The following is a 20,142-nucleotide window of genomic DNA, read 5'->3' as shown; positions in this document are numbered from 1 at the left end:
GAAGGTTTTGAGTCCTATTCTGATAAATATCAGTTTACAAGAGGTCGATTCTTCGTTGAACTTTTGATCGGAGTTTGTTGAAAAACTGCTTTCTTTCTTTTTCTCCTACCTTGCTAATCTGACTTGATTTTTGAATCAAATTTTGAATGTTTTTGTACATCCCTTCATTGAAACTGGGGTCTGAAGTTCCAATAAAATAGATCACATTGTAATTGAGGTAGGTTAATTTTTGATTATCTATTTCAACAAAAAAAGTATTATCTCCCAAAACAAATTCATTGACAAAAAATTGGTATTCAGCCATATTTTCGGAAACGGAACTGTTGGGAAGAAATTTTTTCCCAGATTCTGCCATGCATTCCAAATGATCCAAAACTTCAAGCAAACAGACATAAAGTCTATGCGTATCTTCTTTTTTTTCAGTGATACCCATTTCATGGTAAAGTTCAATTTGCTTCAATGTTGTATTGAACCCTTCCATATTCCAGATCTCTGTAGTATCGATCTTATTGTAAGTTTTTAGAATCTTTTGAGTCAACTCAAATAATCCCGGAAATTGGGAATTTTGAATTGAGAATCGTTTGTCTTTCAGGTTTTCATTGAATAGGATAGACTTCATCCAAAAAAAGAATTTAAATGAAGCCAATTCAGGATGATAATAATGATACCAAGGAGGTGCATCTTTCAATAAAAAATAGATGTGTTTTTTACTGAAGCTATTGACCATTTCAAGCTGAAAAAGGACATCCTGCATCCATTTTAAAAAATTGCCATCATCAAAAGTATTTTGTTCTCCTTTGAACAGAATGGTATTTGAGTTTTTACTCACCACTTCGTCTATGGATATGTTGAACTTTGATGAAAGGATTTCAATCTCTTTAAAATCCAAAAGTTTTTCCCCTCTGATTCTTCTATAGGCACTATCCTGGCTGATTTCCAGAACTTCAGAAACTATATCCACCAGAGAGGAATAGGAGGGAATGGATGATTTGATTTTTTGAAAAAAGTTGGCTTGAATATCCATCAATTGGCGATAAGCTAAATTGGCAAAATACAATTTGGAGTTAATTAAATATAACTAGAAAAAGTGAATGATTCTTTATTCAAGTATTGAAAAAAAATAAGTTCAACATGCTGAAAATCTGATCACTATCTATTTATTAGATAGCTATTCTTAGTCAGATAATGGGTTAAACAAAAAAAGGCAGTCTCGAACTGCCTTTTTTATAATTGATTTTTTATCAGAACTTATTGCTCTGCTCCTGCACTTGCAGCAGAATGAAGCTTACCAAGCTCCTGATCGATTGTCCATAGTCCAACTCCTTCTTCACCGATTATATCGAATAATTCAACAGCTCTTCGAGACATAGTCTCTTCCTCTCTTTGCTCGGTTACATACCATTGCATGAAACTAAATGTTGCAAAATCTTTCACGCTGAAGGCATGATCGACGATGTTATTGATGGATTTGGTTACCAAAATTTCATGCTCCAAAATCAATTCAAATACCTCTCTTAATGAATTGAAATGATGTCGAATTCCTGTAATTTCTGGTTGGATAGCGTGCCCCCCAGCTTCATTGACATATTGGAAAATCTTCATCATGTGCATTCGCTCTTCATCTGCATGGGTGTAGAGGTATTTAGCAGCATTTTCGTATCCCATCATATGACACCAGGAAGCCATGGAAAGATAGTATGCGGAAGATTTACCTTCCATCTCAATCTGATTGTTCAATAATTCCTCGGTGTCATGCAGCAGAGATCTCTGAAGTGTGACTATTTCTTTTTGTTTCATATCAAAAGTGTTTACACCAAAATAACTATTTCTAGGGGTAGAGGTTCCGATTTGGAGCCCTTCTTACCAAATTTAGAATAGGTTTAATTAAAATGAAACACTTATCTACTTAAAGGTGTGGGGAATACAGAGAGACTTTCGGATCCATTTTCTGAAACAGATTGAACAGAAAAGAAGTAATTGTCTTTGGAATAGGGAAGAGTCAAGTTGGTATCTGTCGTGAAGAATTTTTTCTCCCAAACAGGGGAGGAGGTCTCTCTCATCAATACGTAATAACCTTTTACTTTACCAACTTTCGGGGCTTCCCAAAGCAAAATAGAATGATTACTCAAGCCTCTTACATCGATCTTTACATTTTCAGGCTGGCCAGCAGAATGTGCCAATGTAGCCAAAGAGGCCAAGTTGATTCCGGATACTTTTCTCAAATATTCGAAGTCCATAAATTCTGGTAAATCTCCATATTGAACACCATCTTCGACTCTTACATTTTCATGTTGGTGAGGGAAGTTTTCATTCATTTCAGAAAGACGAACAGCTGTGAATCCGTTTCTGGCAAAAGAAGTTTGGTCACCACCTCTTAGGAATCTGTCAGGTCTGTAAATTAGTTTGATCTCAAATTGGTCCACATAGCGCTCGCCCAATTCTTTGATATAGCGAGCCAATTGTCTGGATTTTGAATCATTGTCAGCTCCAGTATAACGACGAACTCTAGCTTCTTCCTCTGTTTCTGCAACAGGGATAGTTTCAGAGAAAACTCTCATTTTCAAATTGTCTTTGAGAAGTGTTCCTGAAGACTCACTGTTTCCTATGATGTCATTGTTGAGCACTGCAGCGATATTCCATCCTTCTTCTTTGGCTTTGTCAGCCATATAGGTCGCTCCTTTTAATCCTTGTTCCTCACCCGTAAAAGCTACGAATTTGATGGTCGCTGGGAATGAATGAGAAGCCATGACTCTGGCTAATTCTATGACAGCGGCCGTACCACTTCCATCATCATTTGCTCCTGGGGCGAAATTATCCGCATCCATGACATTTTTGTTTCGGGAGTCCATGTGAGCAGAAAGGATGAAAATCCTATCATCATTTGGATCTGTGCCTTTCAAAGTGGCCACTACATTAGCTCCAGGTGAATCTTGCTCAATTCTTCTTCCATCGCCTGGAATGGTGAATTTTTCGATTTCGGCAGTCATTCTACCATTTGAGCTTTCTGCAAAATGATTGAATTTAGAAAGTACCCAATCTTGTGCCGCCGGCATCCCATTTTGGGTATCTGTACTGAGGGTATGTCGGGAATTATAAGAAGCGAGTTTGCGAACATAGGATTCCAATGAATCTGAGGAAACTTCCTTGACCATAGCATCAATTTCAGGGTTTCTGTTGATGATAGTCTGAGAAAAAGTCCATTGACTGAGCAAACCTAAACTTAGGGTGAATAAAATTTTGCGCATAGTAAGGTTGATTAATTGCATAAAGCTAAATTTATCCCAGTCAAATTAACAATCATTCGATTTTTACATGAATACCTTCTTAACCCCCAACAAAGGCGATTACCCTGCCTTTTATTCTACCTACCTAGATTTATTAACTGATGAAAATTATTGTGATTTAATAGATTCTCAAGTTCAAGAATTGAAAGACCTCTTTTCTGGGAAACCTGAGGACTGGGAAAATCAACCTTATCAAGAAGGAAAATGGTCTCCAAAAGAAGTTTTGGGTCACGTGATAGATACAGAGAGAATCATGACATTCAGGGCTTTGTGTTTTGCTCGAGGTGAACGCTCTTCATTACCGGGTTTTGATCAAGATCCATATGTGTTAAATGCTCGGTTTGGATCAGTGGATATTGATTTGCTTTTGGAAGATTTTGCAGCTCAAAGGAAAGCCTTGGTTACCATGATTAAGACATTGAGGGAAGATGTTCTGGATAATGAAGGAACCGCAAATGGTTCTCCCATTACCCCAAGAGCCTTATTTTGGATAATTCCGGGTCACTTTATCCATCATTTGAATATTCTAAAAGAGAGATACTCATGAAAATAGAAATTGGAGTTGTAGATGCTTTTACCGATGAGGTTTTCGGCGGAAATCCAGCAGCAGTTTGTCTTTTAGAGCAAGAATTGTCAGCTGAAACCATGCAGAAGATTGCCATGGAAATGAATCTGAGTGAAACTGCATTCGTACAAAAAAAGGATGTTCCAGGTCATTTTTCCCTTCGTTGGTTTACTCCAACTTTGGAAATAGATCTTTGTGGACACGCAACACTTGCTTCCGTATTTTGGATGCTTCGAAACAATTGGGCTCAGCCCAATGAAACTATTCATTTCCATACGCTTAGCGGTGAACTTCAAGTGAAAAGTCATGGAGATCAGCTGGAAATGAATTTTCCTTTACTTCCAACTTTCGCGGATACACATCCAGTTTTCAAAAATGAGTTATTTGGGAAGGAAATCATTGGAGCTGCTCAATTGAAGAAGAATTGGATTTTTGAATTGGAGTCAGAAGATGCTGTAAGAACTTTTAAACCTGTAATCCAGCAAATAGCAGATAACAGTGAGGAAGGCTTTATTGTCACAGCTGCTGGAGATGGTGAATTCGATATCGTTTCTCGCTTTTTCGGTCCAAATGTAGGAGTTCCTGAGGATCCAGTTACTGGTTTTGCACATTGTGCATTGATGGATTATTGGTATCAAAAAACCGGGAAACTCCACTTGAAAGCATTTCAGGCGAGTAAAAGAGGAGGGAAGTTGGATTTGGAAAAACAGGATGATCGCGTGATATTGAGAGGAAAGGCTGTTTCAGTATTTACAGGAATAATGACCTTAGAGTAATTTATGGTTGAAAAACTGAATAAAAAGAGAACCTACGGTAGGTTATTTAAACACTTTACCGATTATTGGCTGACTGATGCAAGCTTCGGTTTGCTGTTATTGATATTGCTATTCACTGTATTTGTGTTACCTATTTTGATTGAATATGGGCACATTGATATGGTATTTGTCAATTTGGTTTTCCTCTTTCTTTTTTTTACTGGTATTTGGTCTTCCAGACAAAAGGTCCTGATTTTTTTAACCTCCGGATTATTCTTTACTCAGTTATTTTTAAGGATTTTGAGGTTTTCCAATTTTCCTGTGGAGTTTTATCTCACCGAACGGATTGTAGGTATTGCCAATATGATGGTCTTTATTTTTCTAAATATTAGACTTCTTTTTCGAGATAGAGAGATCAATGTTTACAGGGTCATTGGAGCGATAAATGTGTATTTGTGTATGGCTATTCTGGGAGCATTTGTTTTTGAAATTATCCACCTCACAGTTGGTCATAGTATTGAGGGAGAATTGAACTTACAAGGTATAGATGAGGACTTTGGACAATATATTTATTTCAGTTTGGTTTCTCTGACTACAGTAGGTTTTGGGGAGCTTTACCCTGTGAATGTAATGTCCAGAATGCTTGCAGTTTTCCTAAGTACAGTAGGAATTCTTTACCCAGCTGTAGTCATAGCTAAATTGGTTTCAGAGAGCAAATCTTAAGTCCATTGGTGTAAAACCACCTGCATTTTTTAGGCATTCAGTTTAGCTTTCCTCAAAATCACTAAACTGTATGAGAAAAATTTACTTATCCGCTTTGTTTCTCCTTGGAATAACTGTAGCTATGGCTCAGGAAGATCGAAAGATTCCAGTAGAAACTCAGATTGAGAAAACCCACGAAACGACGATAAAGGGTAAAAAAGTCCCTTATAAGTCAATCACAGGAACCCAGCCTGTTTGGGATGAAAACGGAGATCCAATTGCATCTTTGTTTTATACTTATTATGAAAGAACGGACGTGTCCAATAAGGAAACCAGACCATTAGTGATTTCCTTCAATGGAGGTCCTGGATCTGCTTCTATCTGGATGCACTTGGCTTATACTGGCCCGGTTATTTTGAATATCGACGATGAAGGATATCCTGTTCAGCCTTATGGCTACAAATCCAATCCAAACTCCATTTTGGATGTGGCAGACATTGTTTATGTTGATCCAGTAAATACTGGCTATTCAAGAATTTTGGATCCTGAGAAAACGCCAAGATCTACTTTTTTCGGAATCAATTCTGATATCAAATATCTGGCTGATTGGGTAAATACTTTTGTAACACGTGCTGGTAGATGGGCTTCTCCGAAGTATTTGATCGGTGAAAGTTATGGAACTACCCGAGTTGCTGGTTTGGTAGCTCAATTGCAAAATGCTCATTGGATGTATTTCAATGGAGTTATTTTGGTATCTCCAACAGATTTGGGAATTGATAGAGATGGACCTGTGAAAATGGCTAATTACTGGCCTTATTATGCTGCCACTGCTTGGTATCATGGTCAATTGCCAGCTGACCTTCAAAGCCAGGATTTAGACGATATCATTTCAGTGGTTGAAAAGATGGCTGTTGATGAGATTCTACCGGCTATGACCAAAGGTGGAAGCCTTTCAGATGCTGAAAAAGATGCGATTGCAGCTAAAATGGCTCGTTATTCTGGTATCAGTAAAGATGCCATCCTAGCTCATAATTTGATGGTTCCTACCAGTTTCTTCTGGAAAGAATTGCTTCGTGATGAAGGAATGACTGTTGGTCGTCTGGATAGCCGATACAAAGGCTTTGATAGCATGGACGCTGGTGACCGCTATGATTTTGATCCGGCTTTGACTAGCTGGAACCATGCCTTTGCTCCGGCATTTAACATGTATGCCAGAGAGGTGTTAGGATTCGAAACTGATTTGACTTATAACCTTTTTGGCCCAGTTCACCCTTGGGATAGATCCAATGAAAGAACGGGCTATGATCTGGGAACAGCCATGAGACAAAATCCTTACTTGAATCTAATGGTGCAGTCTGGTTACTTTGATGGAGGTACAGACTTCTTCAATGCGAAGTATAGCACTTGGCAAATCGATTCAAATGGTAAGTTGAAAGATAGAATTTCATTCAAAGGGTACCGTTCTGGTCACATGATGTATTTGAGAGCAGAAGACTTGGCAACTTCCAACGAAGATATCCGTCAATTCATCCAAAATTCCATGGTTCAGCCGGACCAGCCTGCTAAATATTGATAGTTTTACTGATCTTAATAAAATACAGCCTCGAAGTAATTCGAGGCTTTTTTTGTGTTTTTAGACCAATATGGCTTTCTCAGATATCTATATTTTGTCAGGCTCAGCTGAGTCGAAATATGGTTAGATCCACATCGTTGAGGCTTCGATATATGCAACTTTAGTTGCTTTAGTGCTCAGCCTGACGAATTATCAGAATTTGGCCTAGCTTTTTTATTTACGGAATCAACTGCTGGAAATCTTCAAACTTCTCAATGTGTTTTCCTAAAAAGTCTCCAATGAGTTGATAGACATCATTCAGGCTTTTTCCTTCTTTTCGTAAAAACTGAAGAGATGTAGAACCATCGGATTTGGATAGTTTTTTCTTTTTTGGCCCTTTAAGAATAGGATGATGGAAATATTGGATCTTTTGGTAATCAGGTAATCCTAGCGTTTCGGCCAAAAAACTCTGAGCCAAGCTAGATCCATATAAATCCTGCCCACGAACGATCAAATCAACCCCAAACCTTAAATCATCGATGACCGAAGTCAATTGAAAAGAGGGAAGTCCGTCTCTTTTTCTAACAATAAAAAAGGAAGAATCTTGAGGAATCACTTCCCAAACTTTTTTGTCGGGATATTGAATGATATTGACCAAATCACTTTCAAGGGAATTAATCCTCCAAGTCATTTCTGGCTTGTCCAAAGAAAGGTTTCTTCCTAAACAATGCCCTAAATAATAGCCAGAGGAATTCATTTGTGAGATTTTCTTTCTGGAACAATTGCACCCGAAAAGAACACCTTTTTCTCTGAGTTGCTCCAAAGCTGACTCATAACTATCCATCCGAAATTTTTGAGACCATTCTTCTTCCAGCTCTTTCCTGTTTTTGGGACCTTTCTCGATTGGTATTTCCAAAAAATCCAGAGATTCAAAAATGTCCTCGACAAATTCCGGTCTGTACCTCTCCTGATCCAGATCATCAATTCTCAATAAAATTTTTGCCCCCGTTTTTTCTGCCAATGCTTTGGTTAATAAGAAAGAATAGGCATTTCCCAAATGGAGGAAACCACTCGGAGTGGGAGCAATACGCGTCAGGGTCGGATTCATTGCGCCAAATTAAGTAGATTGGAAAAAAAACAACTATCAGAATGAAGCAGACCTCCAAAATATTTCTTCCATTGATTGCAGCATTAGTATTTAGCTCTTGTCAATCTGACTCAGATAAAGTTTTGACAGGACCTGAGTTGATCAAGAAATCTATTGCATTTCATGATCCAAAAGGCAATTGGGAAAGTTTTGAAGGAACTTTTGTTTTTCAGGATAGTCTACCTCCAGGAAGAGATTCCCGATTTTATAAAGTCACTTTGGATAACTCAGAATCAAAGATGAAGTATTGGATCGAAGGATTGGAATATGAGGTAATCCAAGATTCTGTTTCTGTGATTGAAGGTGAGGTTGAAGATGCAAGAGCATTGAGAATGCGGAATTATTATACCTATTTGTGGGGCCTTCCAATGAAATTACAAGATCAGGGAACCCAAATCGATTCGGAAGTCTCTGAAGAAGAAGTCAAGGGCAAAATCTATAAGGTAGTGCGCGTTCCCTATGAAGAGGATATTTGGTATTTCTATCTAGATCCAGAAACCTACCAAATGGAAGCCTATAAATTCTATAAAGATGAACCGAATCAGGTAGGAGAGATCATTTATTTAGAAGGATTGACAGAAACCAATGGAATGAAAATCCCAAGAAATAGAACATGGTATAGAACTGAGAAACCAGAATTTTTGGGAACTGATCAATTGAAAAATGTCGAATAAATTTCTCGATTAAGGTCTTTTAACCTGAAAAAGAATTCCAAGAACTGAGCATTCTCTATTTTTGAACGTGAAAAAAATCATCTTCCTCTTTGCTTTTATGACCTTTGGGTTTTGCCTTTATGGGCAAACTACCTATTCGGGAAATATCCTGGATAGCAGTGATAAAGGCTATTTGGAAGGAGTAGAGGTCCAAGTATTAGGCGGTAAGGAAATCGTTCAGTCCAATGGTCGAGGCTATTTTTCCATTCAAGCCTCATTAGGAGATACACTTAGATTAAGTTTTCCGGGCTTTATTGAGCAGAAAGTAGTTTTAGGAAGTGAAAGATTTCTCATGATCCAACTACAGGATATGGCACGTTTTCTTCCAACGTTTGAGGTTCAAGGCAATTTGTATTCATACAGAATGAAAGATGGTCGATTGGTCTTGAAAGATGAAAATGAGGCTGATTTACCTTCAAGAAAAGGGGAGGTTTTAGCCAGTACTCGGGAAAATGATCCCAATGGAGGAGTCGTGATCAGTGGTCCGATTTCCTATTTCACCAAAAAGGCTAAACAAGCCCGGGAATACGAGAAAAAGAAAATTTGGCATTCCAGACGGGAAGGATATTATCAGGTGATTGAATCAGATTCTGTTCAGCAGGAAATGATGGAAAAGTACGATTTGGATTCTCAGGAATGGGATGATTTAGTGATCAAATTCAATCAGTTTCACCAAAGTCACGAATTTTTAGATTGGTCAGAAGCCAAAGTCAAGAAGAGTTTGGATGAATTTTTCCGATTTGAAACTGAATTCTCCTTTTAGGATTTTCTTTTAAAAGACCAGGTGATAAAGAATCTGGCAACCATTTCCCCAGAAGGGTTTCTCCCAGTGGATATCATAGTTAGCGTATTCGTATCATTGACTTCCATGGAATCTATAAGTGAAAATAGCTCTTCGCCCTGATCGCAAGTAAGAATAATCTTTTGATCCGCTTTCTTGTGGAATTCTGCTTTAAAGTCTACTACCAACATGCTGAATTTTCCTTTCCCTGCCAAAGCCATTTGACATAATGCTCCAGTACTTAATTCACCGGCTCCTGCCAAGGCAGCGAAGTAAATGGAACGAAAAGGATTCTGGCTCCTCCAAAAATAGGGGATACTAACTTCACACTTATTTTGATCCAAAGTTTTGATTTTCAATCTCCAAAAAATAGCTGATGGAAGTTTGAAAAGCATGGCAAACCAAAAAATTAGTGGATTTGTCATTTTCTTCTGGTATTCCAATCTTTCTTTCGTCAATTTTGTGGAGATTACACTAGTTTCCATAGAATCATAATATCAATCAAATTACGAATTTTTGCTTGGCCTCATCAAGGTGGTATCCTTTTTGGATTTTTAAAAGCAAAATAAAAATTAGAATCATGAAAAAAATCATCATCCTATTGTTAACAGGTTTAGTGGTCTATTCCTGTGCAAAAGTTCCTTTGACGGGTAGAAATCAATTGGCTATGGTGGAAAATGCGGAAATCATGCCTTTGGTGGAGGAGCAATATGCTCAAGCGTTGAAAGAGAACAAAGTCGTGACTAATACTGCTGATGGTCAAAGTGTCGTACGTGTTGGAAAACGCATTTCTGCTGCCGTAGAGGCCTTTTTGATCCAAGAAGGTTACCAGGAATTGGTGGAAACATTTGAGTGGGAGTTTAACCTATTGGAGTCTGATCAGGTCAATGCATGGTGTATGCCGGGCGGTTTGGTAGCATTTTATACGGGAATTATGCCGGTAACTCAGAATGAAACGGGAATCGCTGTGGTTATGGGACATGAGGTTGCCCATGCGGTTGCTTCTCATGCGAGAGAGCGTATGTCAAATGGCCTGATTGCTAATATGGGACTAAGTGTATTATCTACTGCAATGGGACAAAATCCTTCCATGACCCAGCAAATTTTTCTACAATCTGTGGGTATGGGTTCTCAGTTGGGAATGTTGAGTTTCTCCAGAAAGCACGAATTGGAAGCGGATGAATTGGGATTAATATTTATGGCGATGGCAGGATATGATCCTCGCGAGGCGCCTACCTTCTGGGAGAGAATGTCTTCAGCTGGGGGAGAAGCTCCACCTGAATTCCTTTCAACTCACCCAGGTCCAGATAGAAGAATCGAAAGATTGAATGCTAACATGGACAAAGCATTGAAATACTACAATCCACAATAATCGAGTTAACCTATAAAAGCGAAAAGCCGAAGTCTGAGAAGATTTCGGCTTTTTACATTTACTTCCTTATCTGAATTTTTCAGTTTAAGATGATAAATGAGTATGGTGCTTTAGCCCGCTAAAGATATTTAGTGTGTGCATTGGAGCAATGGCTAGAACTGGTCAATTTCAATACTTTATGAAAAAGTAAAATTTGATACGGGTCAATTTGTTATATTTGTACGTATAATAATCTTTGCTATGGATACCAAATTGACCTTAAAGCTAAATAAAGACGTTATTGAGAAAGCAAAGGAATATGCTTCCAATAAAAAAATGAGCCTTTCCCGTATTATTGAGACCTACTTACAATCATTGACTTCCGAAAATGAAAATTCGGATTTGGAAATTTCTCCTTTTGTAAAAAGCATATCGACAGGTGTTGAAATACCCGCTGATTTAGATTACAAAAAGGAATATTCAGATTTTTTAATAGAGAAGTATAAATGAGCAAACGAATTTTTATAGATACCAATATCATGTTGGACCTATTAGGAGAAAGAAAACCGTTTTATGATCCAATTGCGAAAATTGCAACGCTAGCGGAAAAGGAAAAGCTGACCATGGTTGTATCGCCTATTTCATTTGCTACAGTTAACTATTTTTTGGCTAAATATGAAAATTCACAAATTGCCAGAGAGAAACTGAGAAAGTTTAAGATAATATGTGAAATATGCTCGCTTGATGAGCAAACGATAGAAAAAGGACTGAACTCATCCATCAGGGATTTTGAAGATGCACTTCAATATTTTAGCGCAACGGAATCTGATTGCAGCATAATCATTTCAAGAAACGGAAAAGATTTTAAGCAGTCACTTTTGCCTGTGATGACTGCTGATGAATTCTTAAAAAGTTTAACCAGTTAGCTACTTTAGAAAACCTTTTCCGTATTTCCTTTTGACCGTAGGTGAATTAAATGTCTTGCGACTTGCTTTCGTCTATTCCGCGAAAAAAGATAAGATAGAAGGGTTTTAGCCTTAATAGTATTGAAATACTACAATCCACAATAATCGAATTAACCTATAAAATCAAAAAGCCGAAGTCTGAGAAGATTTCGGCTTTTTGCATAATAACTTAATAACAATTAATTCCAAGACGACTACCTATTATTAAAGCCCCTCAGCTTCACTTGAGTCAGCTTTCTTTTAGTGTCCAATGGGAAGTCACCACGCATCATCCAATCATAATAGCCTGGTTCTTCTTTGAAAACCTGCTCGATTGGTTTGCCTTTGTGTTTGCCGAAATTAAAGATTTCAACTCCCTCTGAGTTGAAGATGAATCGACCCGCCAAATCCACCATTTTTTCATTGACTAGATCATGGATTTTCTTCATGTCATTTTCAAAAACTCCCAATTTATTTCCCTGCAAGTCTTCAGCTTCTTCTCCGATATATCGCTCAACTTGGGCTCTGAAAACATCCAAAGTAGCCAAAGTGTCAGCTTCCGCACTATGGGCGTTTTCTAACTTTTTACCGCAATAGAACTTGTAGGCCGCAGTCAGATTTCTTTTTTCCATCAAATGGAAGATCTTCTGTGCATCCAAAAGGTTTCTTTTATCTAAATCAAAGTCGATTCCAGCTCTTAAAAACTCCTCAACTAACAAGGGAATATCATACTTTAAGACATTGAAACCAGCCAAATCAGCTCCACCGATAAATTGGTGGATATCTTTCGCTAAGTCTTTGAAAGTAGGTTCATTCTTTATGTCCTTGTCATAAATCCCGTGGATTAGAGAGGACTCCAAAGGAATAGGAATGCCAGGGTTTACTCGTTTGGTATAGATATCCTGGCCGCCATCCGGATGAACCTTGACGATGGAAATCTCGACGATTCTGTCAGTTCCTACGTTGGTTCCTGTGGCTTCCAGATCGAAAAATGCAATTGCGTTTTTTAAGTTTAAATCCATTTTATTCAAATTTTGCTTTGATGCCTTCCAGGTCCATGTTGTCATAGTTTCCAGAGCTCATCAACAGCAGATTCGTGTTAGTATAATCTTTTTCCAAAAGGTACGATTTTAAAGCCTGACTATCAGTAAATAGCTTTAAATCCTTCCTTTTAAATCCAATTCTCAGTGTTTCTTCATCCATCAATTCCAATCTTTTCATAGCCGCTGCATGTGGGTTCAGGTAGATAATCGCCTCATTGGGGGAATCCATGGTTCCCTCGTAATTGGGAAGGAAATCCTTGTTCAAAGAAGAGTAAGTATGGAGCTCTTGAACAGCTATTAAATGCCGATCTGGAAACTGGGATTTGACTGCATTGGCAGTGGCTTTCAATTTAGAAGGAGCGTGGGCAAAATCCCGGTATAAAGCTCTGTCTTCCTTCGCTTTAATCAGTTCCATTCTCTTGGCCGCTCCTTTGAAAGATTGGATTGAATCATAGAATTGACCCTCAGTCAATCCCAAAGCTTCGCATACTTTTTTGGCTCCCAGAAGGTTTTGGAGATTATGTTCTCCGAAAATATGAATGGGGATTTCTCCCTGAGAAGTCATTAGAACTGTTTTTCCATTTCGAATTTCAGCAGGATGAGCCTGATAAGGATTCTTTTTCCCTTTCATTTCACTGCTTTCTGCTTCTTCTTTGACCAATGGGTCCGCTTCACAGTAAATCAATTCTCCGTCTTCAGGCGTCATGTCAATCAATTGTCTGAATTGATTTTTGTATTCATCAAAATCAGGGAAAACATTGAAGTGATCCCAGGCAATCCCTGAAAGTAAAGCGATATCATGTTGATAATGAAAAAATTTGGGACGTCTATCTAGGGGAGAGGTTAGGTATTCATCTCCTTCGATAATGATCACAGGTGCATCTGAAAGGCGAACCATCAGATCAAATCCTTCGATTTGAGCACCTACCAAATAGTCAAAATCCACTCCTTGATCTTTCAGGACATGAAGAATGATAGAGGTAATGGAGGTTTTTCCATGAGAACCGGCAATAACCACTCTCTTTTTATTCTTGCTTTGATTGTAGATGAATTCAGGGAAGGAATAAACCGGAATCCCCAGTTCTTTGGCTTTCACCAATTCAGGATTGTCAATTCGGGCATGCATTCCCAAAATAATCCCGTCCAATCCTTCGTGTATTTTTTCAGGAAACCAGCCAAATGCTTCAGGGAGAATTCCTGCTTTTCCCAATCGGGTTTTGGAAGGCTCGTAGATTTCATCGTCAGATCCTGTGACCTTGTATCCTTTTTGGACTTGAGCCAAAGCTAGATTGTGCATGACCGCACCTCCGATAGCGATAAAATGATAGTTTTTCATGGTGTTGGTTTGGTAATCTGGGTTCAAACTTAAAAATAATAAACGGCCGAATCTGGAAAAAGCTGATTTGCTTCCCAATTTTTTGAGGCCTTGTCATTTTCTGTATTTTCGCATGCAAATTTAATTTTTCAAGAATGCTGCCAGACAAATACGCCTACCTAATCTTATCTCTTTTATACATGGTCGCCTGGGCGATTGTTTATTGGAAAAACCCTTGGAAGAGCGGAATGATCAAAGTGTGTGCAGTTGGTGGGATTATGGGAGTGATAGCTGAGGTTTGGTATTTCCGTGATTATTGGAGACCACCGACACTATTTGGCGAAGGAATGGTCGGGATCGAAGATTATATCATCGGTTTTGCCTTGTTTGGAGTGGGAGGGTATATCCATTCTTCCTTTACTAAAAAGGAGATTAATTACGATAAGCAAACGCCTGCCAAAAACTGGAATTTCTTTGTTCTGTTTTTATTGGGTTGTGGAAGTTTGACCCTGTTTAGCATCGGTCTTGGGATTCATTCGGGTTATGTGACCTTTCTGACCTTCTTCTTACTTTCTGTCTATATCTGGGTTCAAAGACCTGATTTGATCGGTCTTTCATTGATTTCAGGTTTTGCCACGCTGGCTATTTCCTTTTTGATTTATTACATCAATTTCAATATTCTTTTTCATGATTTCTGGGACAAATATGGAATGTTAGACGAACCTATTTTAGGTTTTAAAATCGCCAATATTCCACTTTCGGAAATGCTCTGGCACTTTAGCTGGGCGATGCTTTGCTCCATGTTCCGTGGATATCGAAATGGCGTTTATTATAAATGATCCTGAGTATCAATCGGATTGATTTTTGTTGATATGATTTGGGGATAACTTCCAAAATTTTGTTTACAACCCTGTGAAAAACTAAGTGGATTTTGTCTAAAAATCTTGAATTAAAGAGGATACATTTGTTGTATGAGTGAGAAGACGGACTTTCAGAGAAACAATAGAAAAAAAGGGAATTACAGTGCACCCAATAGCATGGGAAAAGTACCACCACAGGCGGTAGATCTAGAGGAGGCGGTATTGGGCGCCTTGATGTTGGAAAAGGATGCATTGACTAATGTAATTGATATTCTGAAGGTAGAATCTTTCTATAAAGACGCTCACCAAGTGATTTTTAGGGCCATTTTGGACCTTTTTACCGAATCTCAACCGATCGACTTGTTGACTGTAACAGCACAGTTGAGAAGGAATGGTACGTTGGAGGTAGCTGGTGGAGCATTTTATGTGACCGAACTGACTTCCAAGGTTGCGTCTGCGGCAAATATCGAGTACCACGCCAGGATCATTACTGAGCAAGCTATCAAAAGAGAATTGATCAGTATTGCTTCAGATATCCAAAAAGATGCTTTCGAAGATACGACAGATGTCTTTGAGCTTTTGGATAAAATGGAACAGTCACTTTTTGAGATTTCTGAGAAAAACATCCGAAAGAATTATGCGGATATGAAATCCATTATGCGTGAAGCCTTTGCAGAATTGGAATCCAAGAAGCATCAAAAAGATGGTTTGACTGGGGTTCCTTCAGGCTTTACGGCATTGGATAGAGTGACTTCTGGCTGGCAAAAAGCAGATTTGGTCATCATCGCTGCCCGTCCTGCGATGGGTAAAACAGCCTTTGTCCTTTCGGTTTTGAGAAATGCCGCTGTGGATCACAACAAACCGGTGGCGATCTTCTCCCTGGAAATGTCCTCTGTTCAGATGGTGAATCGTTTGATTTCATCGGAAGCTGAATTGGATTCTGAAAAAATCAAAAAAGGTTCTTTGGCTGAGCATGAATGGGCGCAATTGGTGCATAAAACCGCGAAGCTTTCCAAAGCACCGCTTTTCATCGATGATACACCGGCATTGTCCATTTTGGAACTGAGAGCAAAAGCAAGAAAGCTAAAAGCCCAGCACGATATCCAAATGATTGTAATCGACTACTTGCAGTTGATGTCAGGTGACTCTAAGAGTAGTGGTGGTGGAAACCGTGAACAAGAAATTGCGAGTATTTCTCGAGCCTTGAAGAAAATCGCCAAGGAATTGATGATTCCTGTGATTGCACTTTCTCAGCTTTCTCGTGCGGTGGAAACCAGGGGAGGTGATAAGAGACCTCAGCTATCGGATTTGAGGGAATCAGGAGCCATCGAGCAAGATGCGGATATGGTAATGTTCCTTTATCGTCCTGAATATTATGGGATCACCGAGGATGAAGAACATAATTCAACACAAGGAGTTGGTGAAGTAATCATTGCAAAACACAGGAATGGTTCTTTGGATACAGTAAAACTTCGCTTTATCGGTCGATTTACACGTTTCACAGACTTGGATAATTTCGGTGGTTTTGGAGCTCCAGCTTTGAATCCAGCAGAGCCGATGTATGGAAACAAATTTGCTTCCCAATCCAGTGGCGCAGGGGATTTTGATTCTGGTAGAACTATAAAAATGCAGTCAAAAGCCAATGATGATCTGGATGATTTGCTAAATTCAGACTCCAAGCCAACTGATTTTTAATATGAAAGGAATTGTCCTCGATTTAGATTCAAAAAATAAAATTTCATATCAGGAAGTCCCTTCCAAATCTCTGGAAGGAGACCAGATTCGGATTCAAATCAAAGCTGCTGCGTTAAATCATCGAGATGAATGGTGCCGACAGGGAAAATATCCCAATCTGACCAATGGAGTGATTTTAGGCTCGGATGGGGCAGGAGCAATTACTGAGGTGGGAGCAGATGTGAAAGGGTTTCAAATCGGTCAAGAGGTCATCATCAACCCAGCCATGAATTGGGGTGATAACCAAGAAGCTCAATCCAAAGATTTTTTGATTATGGGAACGCCACATGATGGTACTCTTTGCGAGGAAGTTTTAGTGAGCGCTGACCGTGTTCACGCTAAACCCAATCATCTGAATTTTGAAGAAGCAGCGGCTTTGCCATTGGCAGGCTTGACAGCATATCGAGCATTGATATATCAAGCTAAGACAAAGCCTTCCGATAAAGTTCTGATTTCAGGATTTGGTGGTGGCGTTGCCCAGTTTGCAGCTCAATTTGCCTTGGGGCTAGGAGCTGAAGTTTACGTGACGACAAGTAGTCCTGCTAAATTGGAAAAAGCTGTTTCAATGGGCGCAAAGGGTGGTTTTGACTACCGAGATTCCCAATGGGTTGATAAGTCCAATGCTGAGGTTGGAGGTTTTGATGTGATTATCGATGGTGCTTCAGGTGATGGTTTAAATGATTTGATCAAAGTAACTAAGCCAGGAGGAAGAATTGTGATTTATGGAGCTACACAGGGCAATCCTGCTACCTTGGAAGCTAGAAGAATTTTTTGGAATCAGATTAAAATCATGGGTAGTACGATGGGCTCTGATCAAGACTTTGAAGAAATGTTGACTTTCGTTCAAAAATATCAAATCAAGCCAATTGTAGATTCTGTGTCACCTTTTTCAGAGGCAGTGGAAGCTTTTGATAAAATGCGAGATGGCAAGCAAATGGGTAAGATTGTATTAGTTCCTTAAAGACTTTTGGGTACTTTTTGCCCTGATACGTGCCTGCCTACGGAAGGTAGGTCTCCACGGATCATATTGGGAACAAAAAGCTTAAATAAACAGGTGGGCCTCAGACCTAGTGTAGTATCAAACCGTTCGTGGAGACACGATCGAGGGCAGGGAAATGCTTAAATAAACAGGTGGGCTTCAGACCTAGTGTAGTATCAAACCGTTCGTGGAGACACGATCGAGGGCAAGGATTTGAGACTAGAGTAGAATCAAGTCGTTGGTGAAGACGGGAACGAAGGCTATTAGGAACTAAACAACCTATAAGTCTCTCCAAACTCCTTTCTGGCAATTCTATAGACTTCATCAAAATCTGGGGAAGTCACCAAAAAATCACCAGGTTTTAAGATCATGGATTCACCCCAAGAAGCTTCAAAGCAGATTTCTTCATTTTTACCCAAATCAGAAATGTCTTTTTCAGAAATTTCAATAGCCCAGATGGTGATTTTGGATTGGTAGGTTGCCCAACCTTTCTCCAAAGCTTCTTTCATTTCATAGCGCTTCTCAAAAGAATTTTCTCTGACCAAATACAATTCAGAAGAACTAGTTTGATTTTCTACCAAATAATCCCCCTTTTGAGCAGTATTCTTGGTTTCTATTCCATCAGAGGTTTTCGTAAAGACTGTTTCACCTTCCACAGCTTTTTTTGCTTTGATCAAAGAAGTTTTTAGGTATTGCTTCCCTTGACTTTTAAAAATTGGAAGGAAGTGCTCTAGCATCTGTTTTTGAGAAACTTGCATAAAAATTGGCTTTTCACTAAAGTACTGAAATTCAAATTACTAAATTGAATAGGAATAATTTTTAATCAATTTAATAGAATTTTTATGAAAACTCTGGCTGAAAAATTTGATCCAAATACTGGTAAGAAAAGGATACTCGCATTGGATGGAGGGGGAATTCGGGGAGCCTTGACACTTGGGTACCTCAAGCATTTAGAGGATATTATCAGAAAGCAACATGACAATCCGGAAATGCTGCTTTGTGAGTATTTTGATATGATTGGAGGTACCAGTACAGGTTCTATTATCGCAGCTGCTTTGGCAAAAGGCATGAGTGTGGATGAAATCAAAGACAAGTATTTTGAACTGGGGACCAAAATTTTTGGCAAAAAATACAAGTGGTACCGGATCTTTGAAATTGATGATTTGCTGAAAGCAAAATACGATGATAAGGCATTGGTGAAGGAACTTCAAAATGTGTTTGGGGATACTTTACTGGGAGATCAGGAAGCCGTCAAGACCGCCTTGGTAATCGTTGCCAAACGAGCTGATACAAATTCAGTTTGGCCACTTAATAATCATCCAAAAGGCAAGTTTTATGATTCTGGCAATGGAAATAATAAAGCCATTCCCATCTGGAAATGTGTCAGGGCCAGTGCTGCAGCGCCTACTTATTTTTTACCTCAATCCATCGAAGTAGGAGGAGATAATGGGTTTGCAGCATTTGTGGATGGGGGAGTGAGTATGGCCAATAATCCAGCACTTCAATGTTTGATGGTGGCAACGTTGAAAGGCTTTCCTTATCGCTGGAACATGGGAGAGGACAATCTGATGATCGTGTCTGTAGGCACAGGAATGACTCGCTGGAAAAAGATGCCCAAGAATATCGGAAAGAGCACTTTGCTCAATTGGGCAGCTAATCTTCCTGAGATGTTTATGCAGGATGCTAGCTGGCAAAACCAACAAATACTCCAGTGGCTTTCTAATTCACCCACCAGTGTTGAAATTGACTCAGAGGTCACCGCTTTGGAAGATGATATTTTGAGTGATGAACCGGGAAGAAAAAAAGGCCTGATCCATTATCTGCGTTATAATGTGTTTTTGGATCCGGTGGATTTGAATGAGCGCTTTAAACCAGAGAAACCTTATACCCAAAAAGATGCAGATGATCTAGCAGCGATGGATAATGCCAAAAACTGTGAAAAGCTATATGATTTGGGCTATCAGGCTGGAGCTCAGGAATTAAAACCTGAGCATTTTCCGGAGCAATTTAAAGTTTGATCAATCTAGGTCGTTTTCAAAAAGGAAGTTTTGATAGGCATTGTTTAGCTCTTGTAAAGTCTTGGTTTCTAGCTTGGTTTTGGCCAAGTCGATACCTTTTTCAAAGGTTTCTTTCGCCTTTTCTAATTCATCCCATTCTGCAAAGAAATGTGCTGCGGGATAGTAAGTAGGAAGGTATTCTGGGAATTCATGGAGAAGTTGATTGAAGAGTTCATCGGACTCTTTGGGTTCTGTTTCTTGGAGCTCAAGAGCTAAAGCATATAGGTTGAAAGGGTTTTCCGGTTCCTCAGAAATAAATTGTCTCAGTAGCTCAATACGGTCTAAATTGCCCATGAATTGTTTTTTTAATTAAGGGATGACTGTTATTTTCACGCGAAATAAAACTAAAATAATCTAATC

Annotated in this window: 22 protein-coding genes; 13 read left to right on the top strand and 9 right to left on the bottom strand. The window is 39.0% G+C overall.

Going from position 1 to position 20,142, the window contains the following annotated elements:
• Window positions 1-34 precede the first annotated feature (34 nt).
• From O0V13_RS06125 to O0V13_RS06115, 3 genes are all read right to left on the bottom strand, one after another.
• A complete protein-coding gene (locus O0V13_RS06125; RefSeq protein WP_268034112.1) occupies window positions 35-1,057 on the bottom strand; it encodes a hypothetical protein in 1,023 nt (340 codons plus the stop codon).
• A gap of 191 nt (window positions 1,058-1,248) precedes the next feature.
• On the bottom strand, window positions 1,249-1,797 hold the full coding sequence (locus tag O0V13_RS06120; RefSeq protein ID WP_268034110.1) for a ferritin: 549 nt from the start codon (window positions 1,795-1,797) through the stop codon (window positions 1,249-1,251).
• A 101-nt stretch (window positions 1,798-1,898) separates the two neighbouring features.
• A complete protein-coding gene (locus O0V13_RS06115; protein WP_268034109.1) occupies window positions 1,899-3,245 on the bottom strand; it encodes a M28 family metallopeptidase in 1,347 nt (448 codons plus the stop codon).
• A 67-nt stretch (window positions 3,246-3,312) separates the two neighbouring features.
• Here O0V13_RS06115 and O0V13_RS06110 point away from each other — a divergent pair, with 67 nt between their 5' ends.
• The 4 genes from O0V13_RS06110 (at window position 3,313) to O0V13_RS06095 (ending at window position 6,879) form a co-directional block, all read left to right on the top strand.
• Window positions 3,313-3,831, top strand: a complete 519-nt coding sequence (locus O0V13_RS06110) for a DinB family protein (protein ID WP_268034108.1) — start codon at window positions 3,313-3,315, stop codon at window positions 3,829-3,831.
• Window positions 3,828-4,625: a PhzF family phenazine biosynthesis protein gene (locus tag O0V13_RS06105; RefSeq protein WP_268034106.1), complete on the top strand. Its 798-nt coding sequence runs from the start codon at window positions 3,828-3,830 to the stop codon at window positions 4,623-4,625. The genes O0V13_RS06110 and O0V13_RS06105 overlap by 4 nt, the downstream gene beginning before the upstream one ends.
• Before the next feature lie 3 nt (window positions 4,626-4,628).
• Window positions 4,629-5,327, top strand: a complete 699-nt coding sequence (locus O0V13_RS06100) for a potassium channel family protein (RefSeq protein WP_268034105.1) — start codon at window positions 4,629-4,631, stop codon at window positions 5,325-5,327.
• Between the two features lie 70 nt (window positions 5,328-5,397).
• Window positions 5,398-6,879 carry a S10 family peptidase gene (locus O0V13_RS06095; protein ID WP_268034104.1) on the top strand — a complete coding sequence of 494 codons (1,482 nt, stop codon included), beginning with the start codon at window positions 5,398-5,400 and terminating at the stop codon, window positions 6,877-6,879.
• A gap of 217 nt (window positions 6,880-7,096) precedes the next feature.
• On the opposite strand, the gene O0V13_RS06090 is transcribed toward O0V13_RS06095, so the two are convergent.
• Complete coding sequence (locus O0V13_RS06090) at window positions 7,097-7,966, bottom strand: glutamate--tRNA ligase family protein (protein ID WP_268034103.1); 870 nt, start codon at window positions 7,964-7,966, stop codon at window positions 7,097-7,099.
• 41 nt (window positions 7,967-8,007) lie between these two features.
• Between O0V13_RS06090 and O0V13_RS06085 the strand changes: the two genes are divergently transcribed.
• Both O0V13_RS06085 and O0V13_RS06080 read left to right on the top strand, forming a co-directional pair.
• Window positions 8,008-8,679: a DUF6503 family protein gene (locus O0V13_RS06085; protein ID WP_268034102.1), complete on the top strand. Its 672-nt coding sequence runs from the start codon at window positions 8,008-8,010 to the stop codon at window positions 8,677-8,679.
• A 67-nt stretch (window positions 8,680-8,746) separates the two neighbouring features.
• Window positions 8,747-9,481 (top strand): hypothetical protein, encoded by a 735-nt coding sequence (locus O0V13_RS06080; protein WP_268034101.1) that lies wholly within the window; start codon window positions 8,747-8,749, stop codon window positions 9,479-9,481.
• On the opposite strand, the gene O0V13_RS06075 is transcribed toward O0V13_RS06080, so the two are convergent.
• Window positions 9,478-9,924, bottom strand: a complete 447-nt coding sequence (locus O0V13_RS06075; protein ID WP_268034100.1) for a DUF4442 domain-containing protein — start codon at window positions 9,922-9,924, stop codon at window positions 9,478-9,480. The two genes, O0V13_RS06080 and O0V13_RS06075, sit on opposite strands and share 4 nt — an antisense overlap.
• Before the next feature lie 155 nt (window positions 9,925-10,079).
• Between O0V13_RS06075 and O0V13_RS06070 the strand changes: the two genes are divergently transcribed.
• From O0V13_RS06070 to O0V13_RS06060, 3 genes are all read left to right on the top strand, one after another.
• Window positions 10,080-10,871 (top strand): M48 family metallopeptidase, encoded by a 792-nt coding sequence (locus O0V13_RS06070; protein WP_268034099.1) that lies wholly within the window; start codon window positions 10,080-10,082, stop codon window positions 10,869-10,871.
• A gap of 240 nt (window positions 10,872-11,111) precedes the next feature.
• Entirely contained in the window at window positions 11,112-11,360 is a 249-nt protein-coding gene (locus O0V13_RS06065) for a DUF6364 family protein (RefSeq protein WP_268034098.1), read from the top strand.
• Entirely contained in the window at window positions 11,357-11,776 is a 420-nt protein-coding gene (locus tag O0V13_RS06060; protein WP_268034097.1) for a type II toxin-antitoxin system VapC family toxin, read from the top strand. The genes O0V13_RS06065 and O0V13_RS06060 overlap by 4 nt, the downstream gene beginning before the upstream one ends.
• A 233-nt stretch (window positions 11,777-12,009) precedes the next feature.
• Here the strand turns inward: O0V13_RS06060 and O0V13_RS06055 are convergent, their stop codons facing one another.
• A complete protein-coding gene (locus O0V13_RS06055) occupies window positions 12,010-12,816 on the bottom strand; it encodes a 3'-5' exonuclease (protein ID WP_268034096.1) in 807 nt (268 codons plus the stop codon).
• A gap of 1 nt (window position 12,817) precedes the next feature.
• Window positions 12,818-14,173 (bottom strand): UDP-N-acetylmuramate--L-alanine ligase, encoded by a 1,356-nt coding sequence (locus tag O0V13_RS06050; RefSeq protein WP_268034095.1) that lies wholly within the window; start codon window positions 14,171-14,173, stop codon window positions 12,818-12,820.
• A gap of 134 nt (window positions 14,174-14,307) precedes the next feature.
• On the opposite strand from O0V13_RS06050, the gene O0V13_RS06045 reads away from it, so the two are divergent.
• The 3 genes from O0V13_RS06045 (at window position 14,308) to O0V13_RS06035 (ending at window position 17,707) form a co-directional block, all read left to right on the top strand.
• Window positions 14,308-14,991, top strand: a complete 684-nt coding sequence (locus tag O0V13_RS06045; RefSeq protein WP_268034094.1) for a lycopene cyclase domain-containing protein — start codon at window positions 14,308-14,310, stop codon at window positions 14,989-14,991.
• A 132-nt stretch (window positions 14,992-15,123) separates the two neighbouring features.
• On the top strand, window positions 15,124-16,707 hold the full coding sequence (dnaB, locus tag O0V13_RS06040) for a replicative DNA helicase (protein WP_268034093.1): 1,584 nt from the start codon (window positions 15,124-15,126) through the stop codon (window positions 16,705-16,707).
• A 1-nt stretch (window position 16,708) separates the two neighbouring features.
• Complete coding sequence (locus tag O0V13_RS06035) at window positions 16,709-17,707, top strand: zinc-binding dehydrogenase (RefSeq protein WP_268034092.1); 999 nt, start codon at window positions 16,709-16,711, stop codon at window positions 17,705-17,707.
• Window positions 17,708-17,988: 281 nt separating this feature from the next.
• Here the strand turns inward: O0V13_RS06035 and O0V13_RS06030 are convergent, their stop codons facing one another.
• Window positions 17,989-18,483: a hypothetical protein gene (locus O0V13_RS06030; protein ID WP_268034091.1), complete on the bottom strand. Its 495-nt coding sequence runs from the start codon at window positions 18,481-18,483 to the stop codon at window positions 17,989-17,991.
• A gap of 84 nt (window positions 18,484-18,567) precedes the next feature.
• Between O0V13_RS06030 and O0V13_RS06025 the strand changes: the two genes are divergently transcribed.
• Window positions 18,568-19,743, top strand: coding sequence for a patatin-like phospholipase family protein (locus O0V13_RS06025; RefSeq protein WP_268034090.1), 1,176 nt, complete (start codon window positions 18,568-18,570; stop codon window positions 19,741-19,743).
• On the opposite strand, the gene O0V13_RS06020 is transcribed toward O0V13_RS06025, so the two are convergent.
• A complete protein-coding gene (locus O0V13_RS06020; protein WP_268034089.1) occupies window positions 19,744-20,076 on the bottom strand; it encodes a tetratricopeptide repeat protein in 333 nt (110 codons plus the stop codon). It lies immediately after the preceding gene.
• Window positions 20,077-20,142 lie beyond the last annotated feature (66 nt).

Origin of the sequence: Algoriphagus sp. PAP.12, from assembly GCF_026652115.1 — a bacterium.
Lineage (GTDB): Bacteria > Bacteroidota > Bacteroidia > Cytophagales > Cyclobacteriaceae > Algoriphagus.
Note: the sequence above shows the minus strand (reverse complement) of the source record. Positions and strands in the feature narration are given on the sequence as shown.

Coding starts and splice junctions, on each gene's coding strand:
- O0V13_RS06115 (WP_268034109.1), bottom strand. CDS start 3,245: ATGCGCAAAATTTTATTCACCCTAAGTTTAGGTTTGCTCAGTCAATGG.
- O0V13_RS06055 (WP_268034096.1), bottom strand. CDS start 12,816: ATGGATTTAAACTTAAAAAACGCAATTGCATTTTTCGATCTGGAAGCC.
- O0V13_RS06105 (WP_268034106.1), top strand. CDS start 3,828: ATGAAAATAGAAATTGGAGTTGTAGATGCTTTTACCGATGAGGTTTTC.
- O0V13_RS06100 (WP_268034105.1), top strand. CDS start 4,629: ATGGTTGAAAAACTGAATAAAAAGAGAACCTACGGTAGGTTATTTAAA.
- O0V13_RS06035 (WP_268034092.1), top strand. CDS start 16,709: ATGAAAGGAATTGTCCTCGATTTAGATTCAAAAAATAAAATTTCATAT.
- O0V13_RS06075 (WP_268034100.1), bottom strand. CDS start 9,924: ATGACAAATCCACTAATTTTTTGGTTTGCCATGCTTTTCAAACTTCCA.
- O0V13_RS06120 (WP_268034110.1), bottom strand. CDS start 1,797: ATGAAACAAAAAGAAATAGTCACACTTCAGAGATCTCTGCTGCATGAC.
- O0V13_RS06095 (WP_268034104.1), top strand. CDS start 5,398: ATGAGAAAAATTTACTTATCCGCTTTGTTTCTCCTTGGAATAACTGTA.
- O0V13_RS06070 (WP_268034099.1), top strand. CDS start 10,080: ATGAAAAAAATCATCATCCTATTGTTAACAGGTTTAGTGGTCTATTCC.
- dnaB (WP_268034093.1), top strand. CDS start 15,124: ATGAGTGAGAAGACGGACTTTCAGAGAAACAATAGAAAAAAAGGGAAT.
- O0V13_RS06065 (WP_268034098.1), top strand. CDS start 11,112: ATGGATACCAAATTGACCTTAAAGCTAAATAAAGACGTTATTGAGAAA.
- O0V13_RS06020 (WP_268034089.1), bottom strand. CDS start 20,076: ATGGGCAATTTAGACCGTATTGAGCTACTGAGACAATTTATTTCTGAG.
- O0V13_RS06110 (WP_268034108.1), top strand. CDS start 3,313: ATGAATACCTTCTTAACCCCCAACAAAGGCGATTACCCTGCCTTTTAT.
- O0V13_RS06085 (WP_268034102.1), top strand. CDS start 8,008: ATGAAGCAGACCTCCAAAATATTTCTTCCATTGATTGCAGCATTAGTA.
- O0V13_RS06060 (WP_268034097.1), top strand. CDS start 11,357: ATGAGCAAACGAATTTTTATAGATACCAATATCATGTTGGACCTATTA.
- O0V13_RS06030 (WP_268034091.1), bottom strand. CDS start 18,483: ATGCAAGTTTCTCAAAAACAGATGCTAGAGCACTTCCTTCCAATTTTT.
- O0V13_RS06050 (WP_268034095.1), bottom strand. CDS start 14,173: ATGAAAAACTATCATTTTATCGCTATCGGAGGTGCGGTCATGCACAAT.
- O0V13_RS06025 (WP_268034090.1), top strand. CDS start 18,568: ATGAAAACTCTGGCTGAAAAATTTGATCCAAATACTGGTAAGAAAAGG.
- O0V13_RS06090 (WP_268034103.1), bottom strand. CDS start 7,966: ATGAATCCGACCCTGACGCGTATTGCTCCCACTCCGAGTGGTTTCCTC.
- O0V13_RS06045 (WP_268034094.1), top strand. CDS start 14,308: ATGCTGCCAGACAAATACGCCTACCTAATCTTATCTCTTTTATACATG.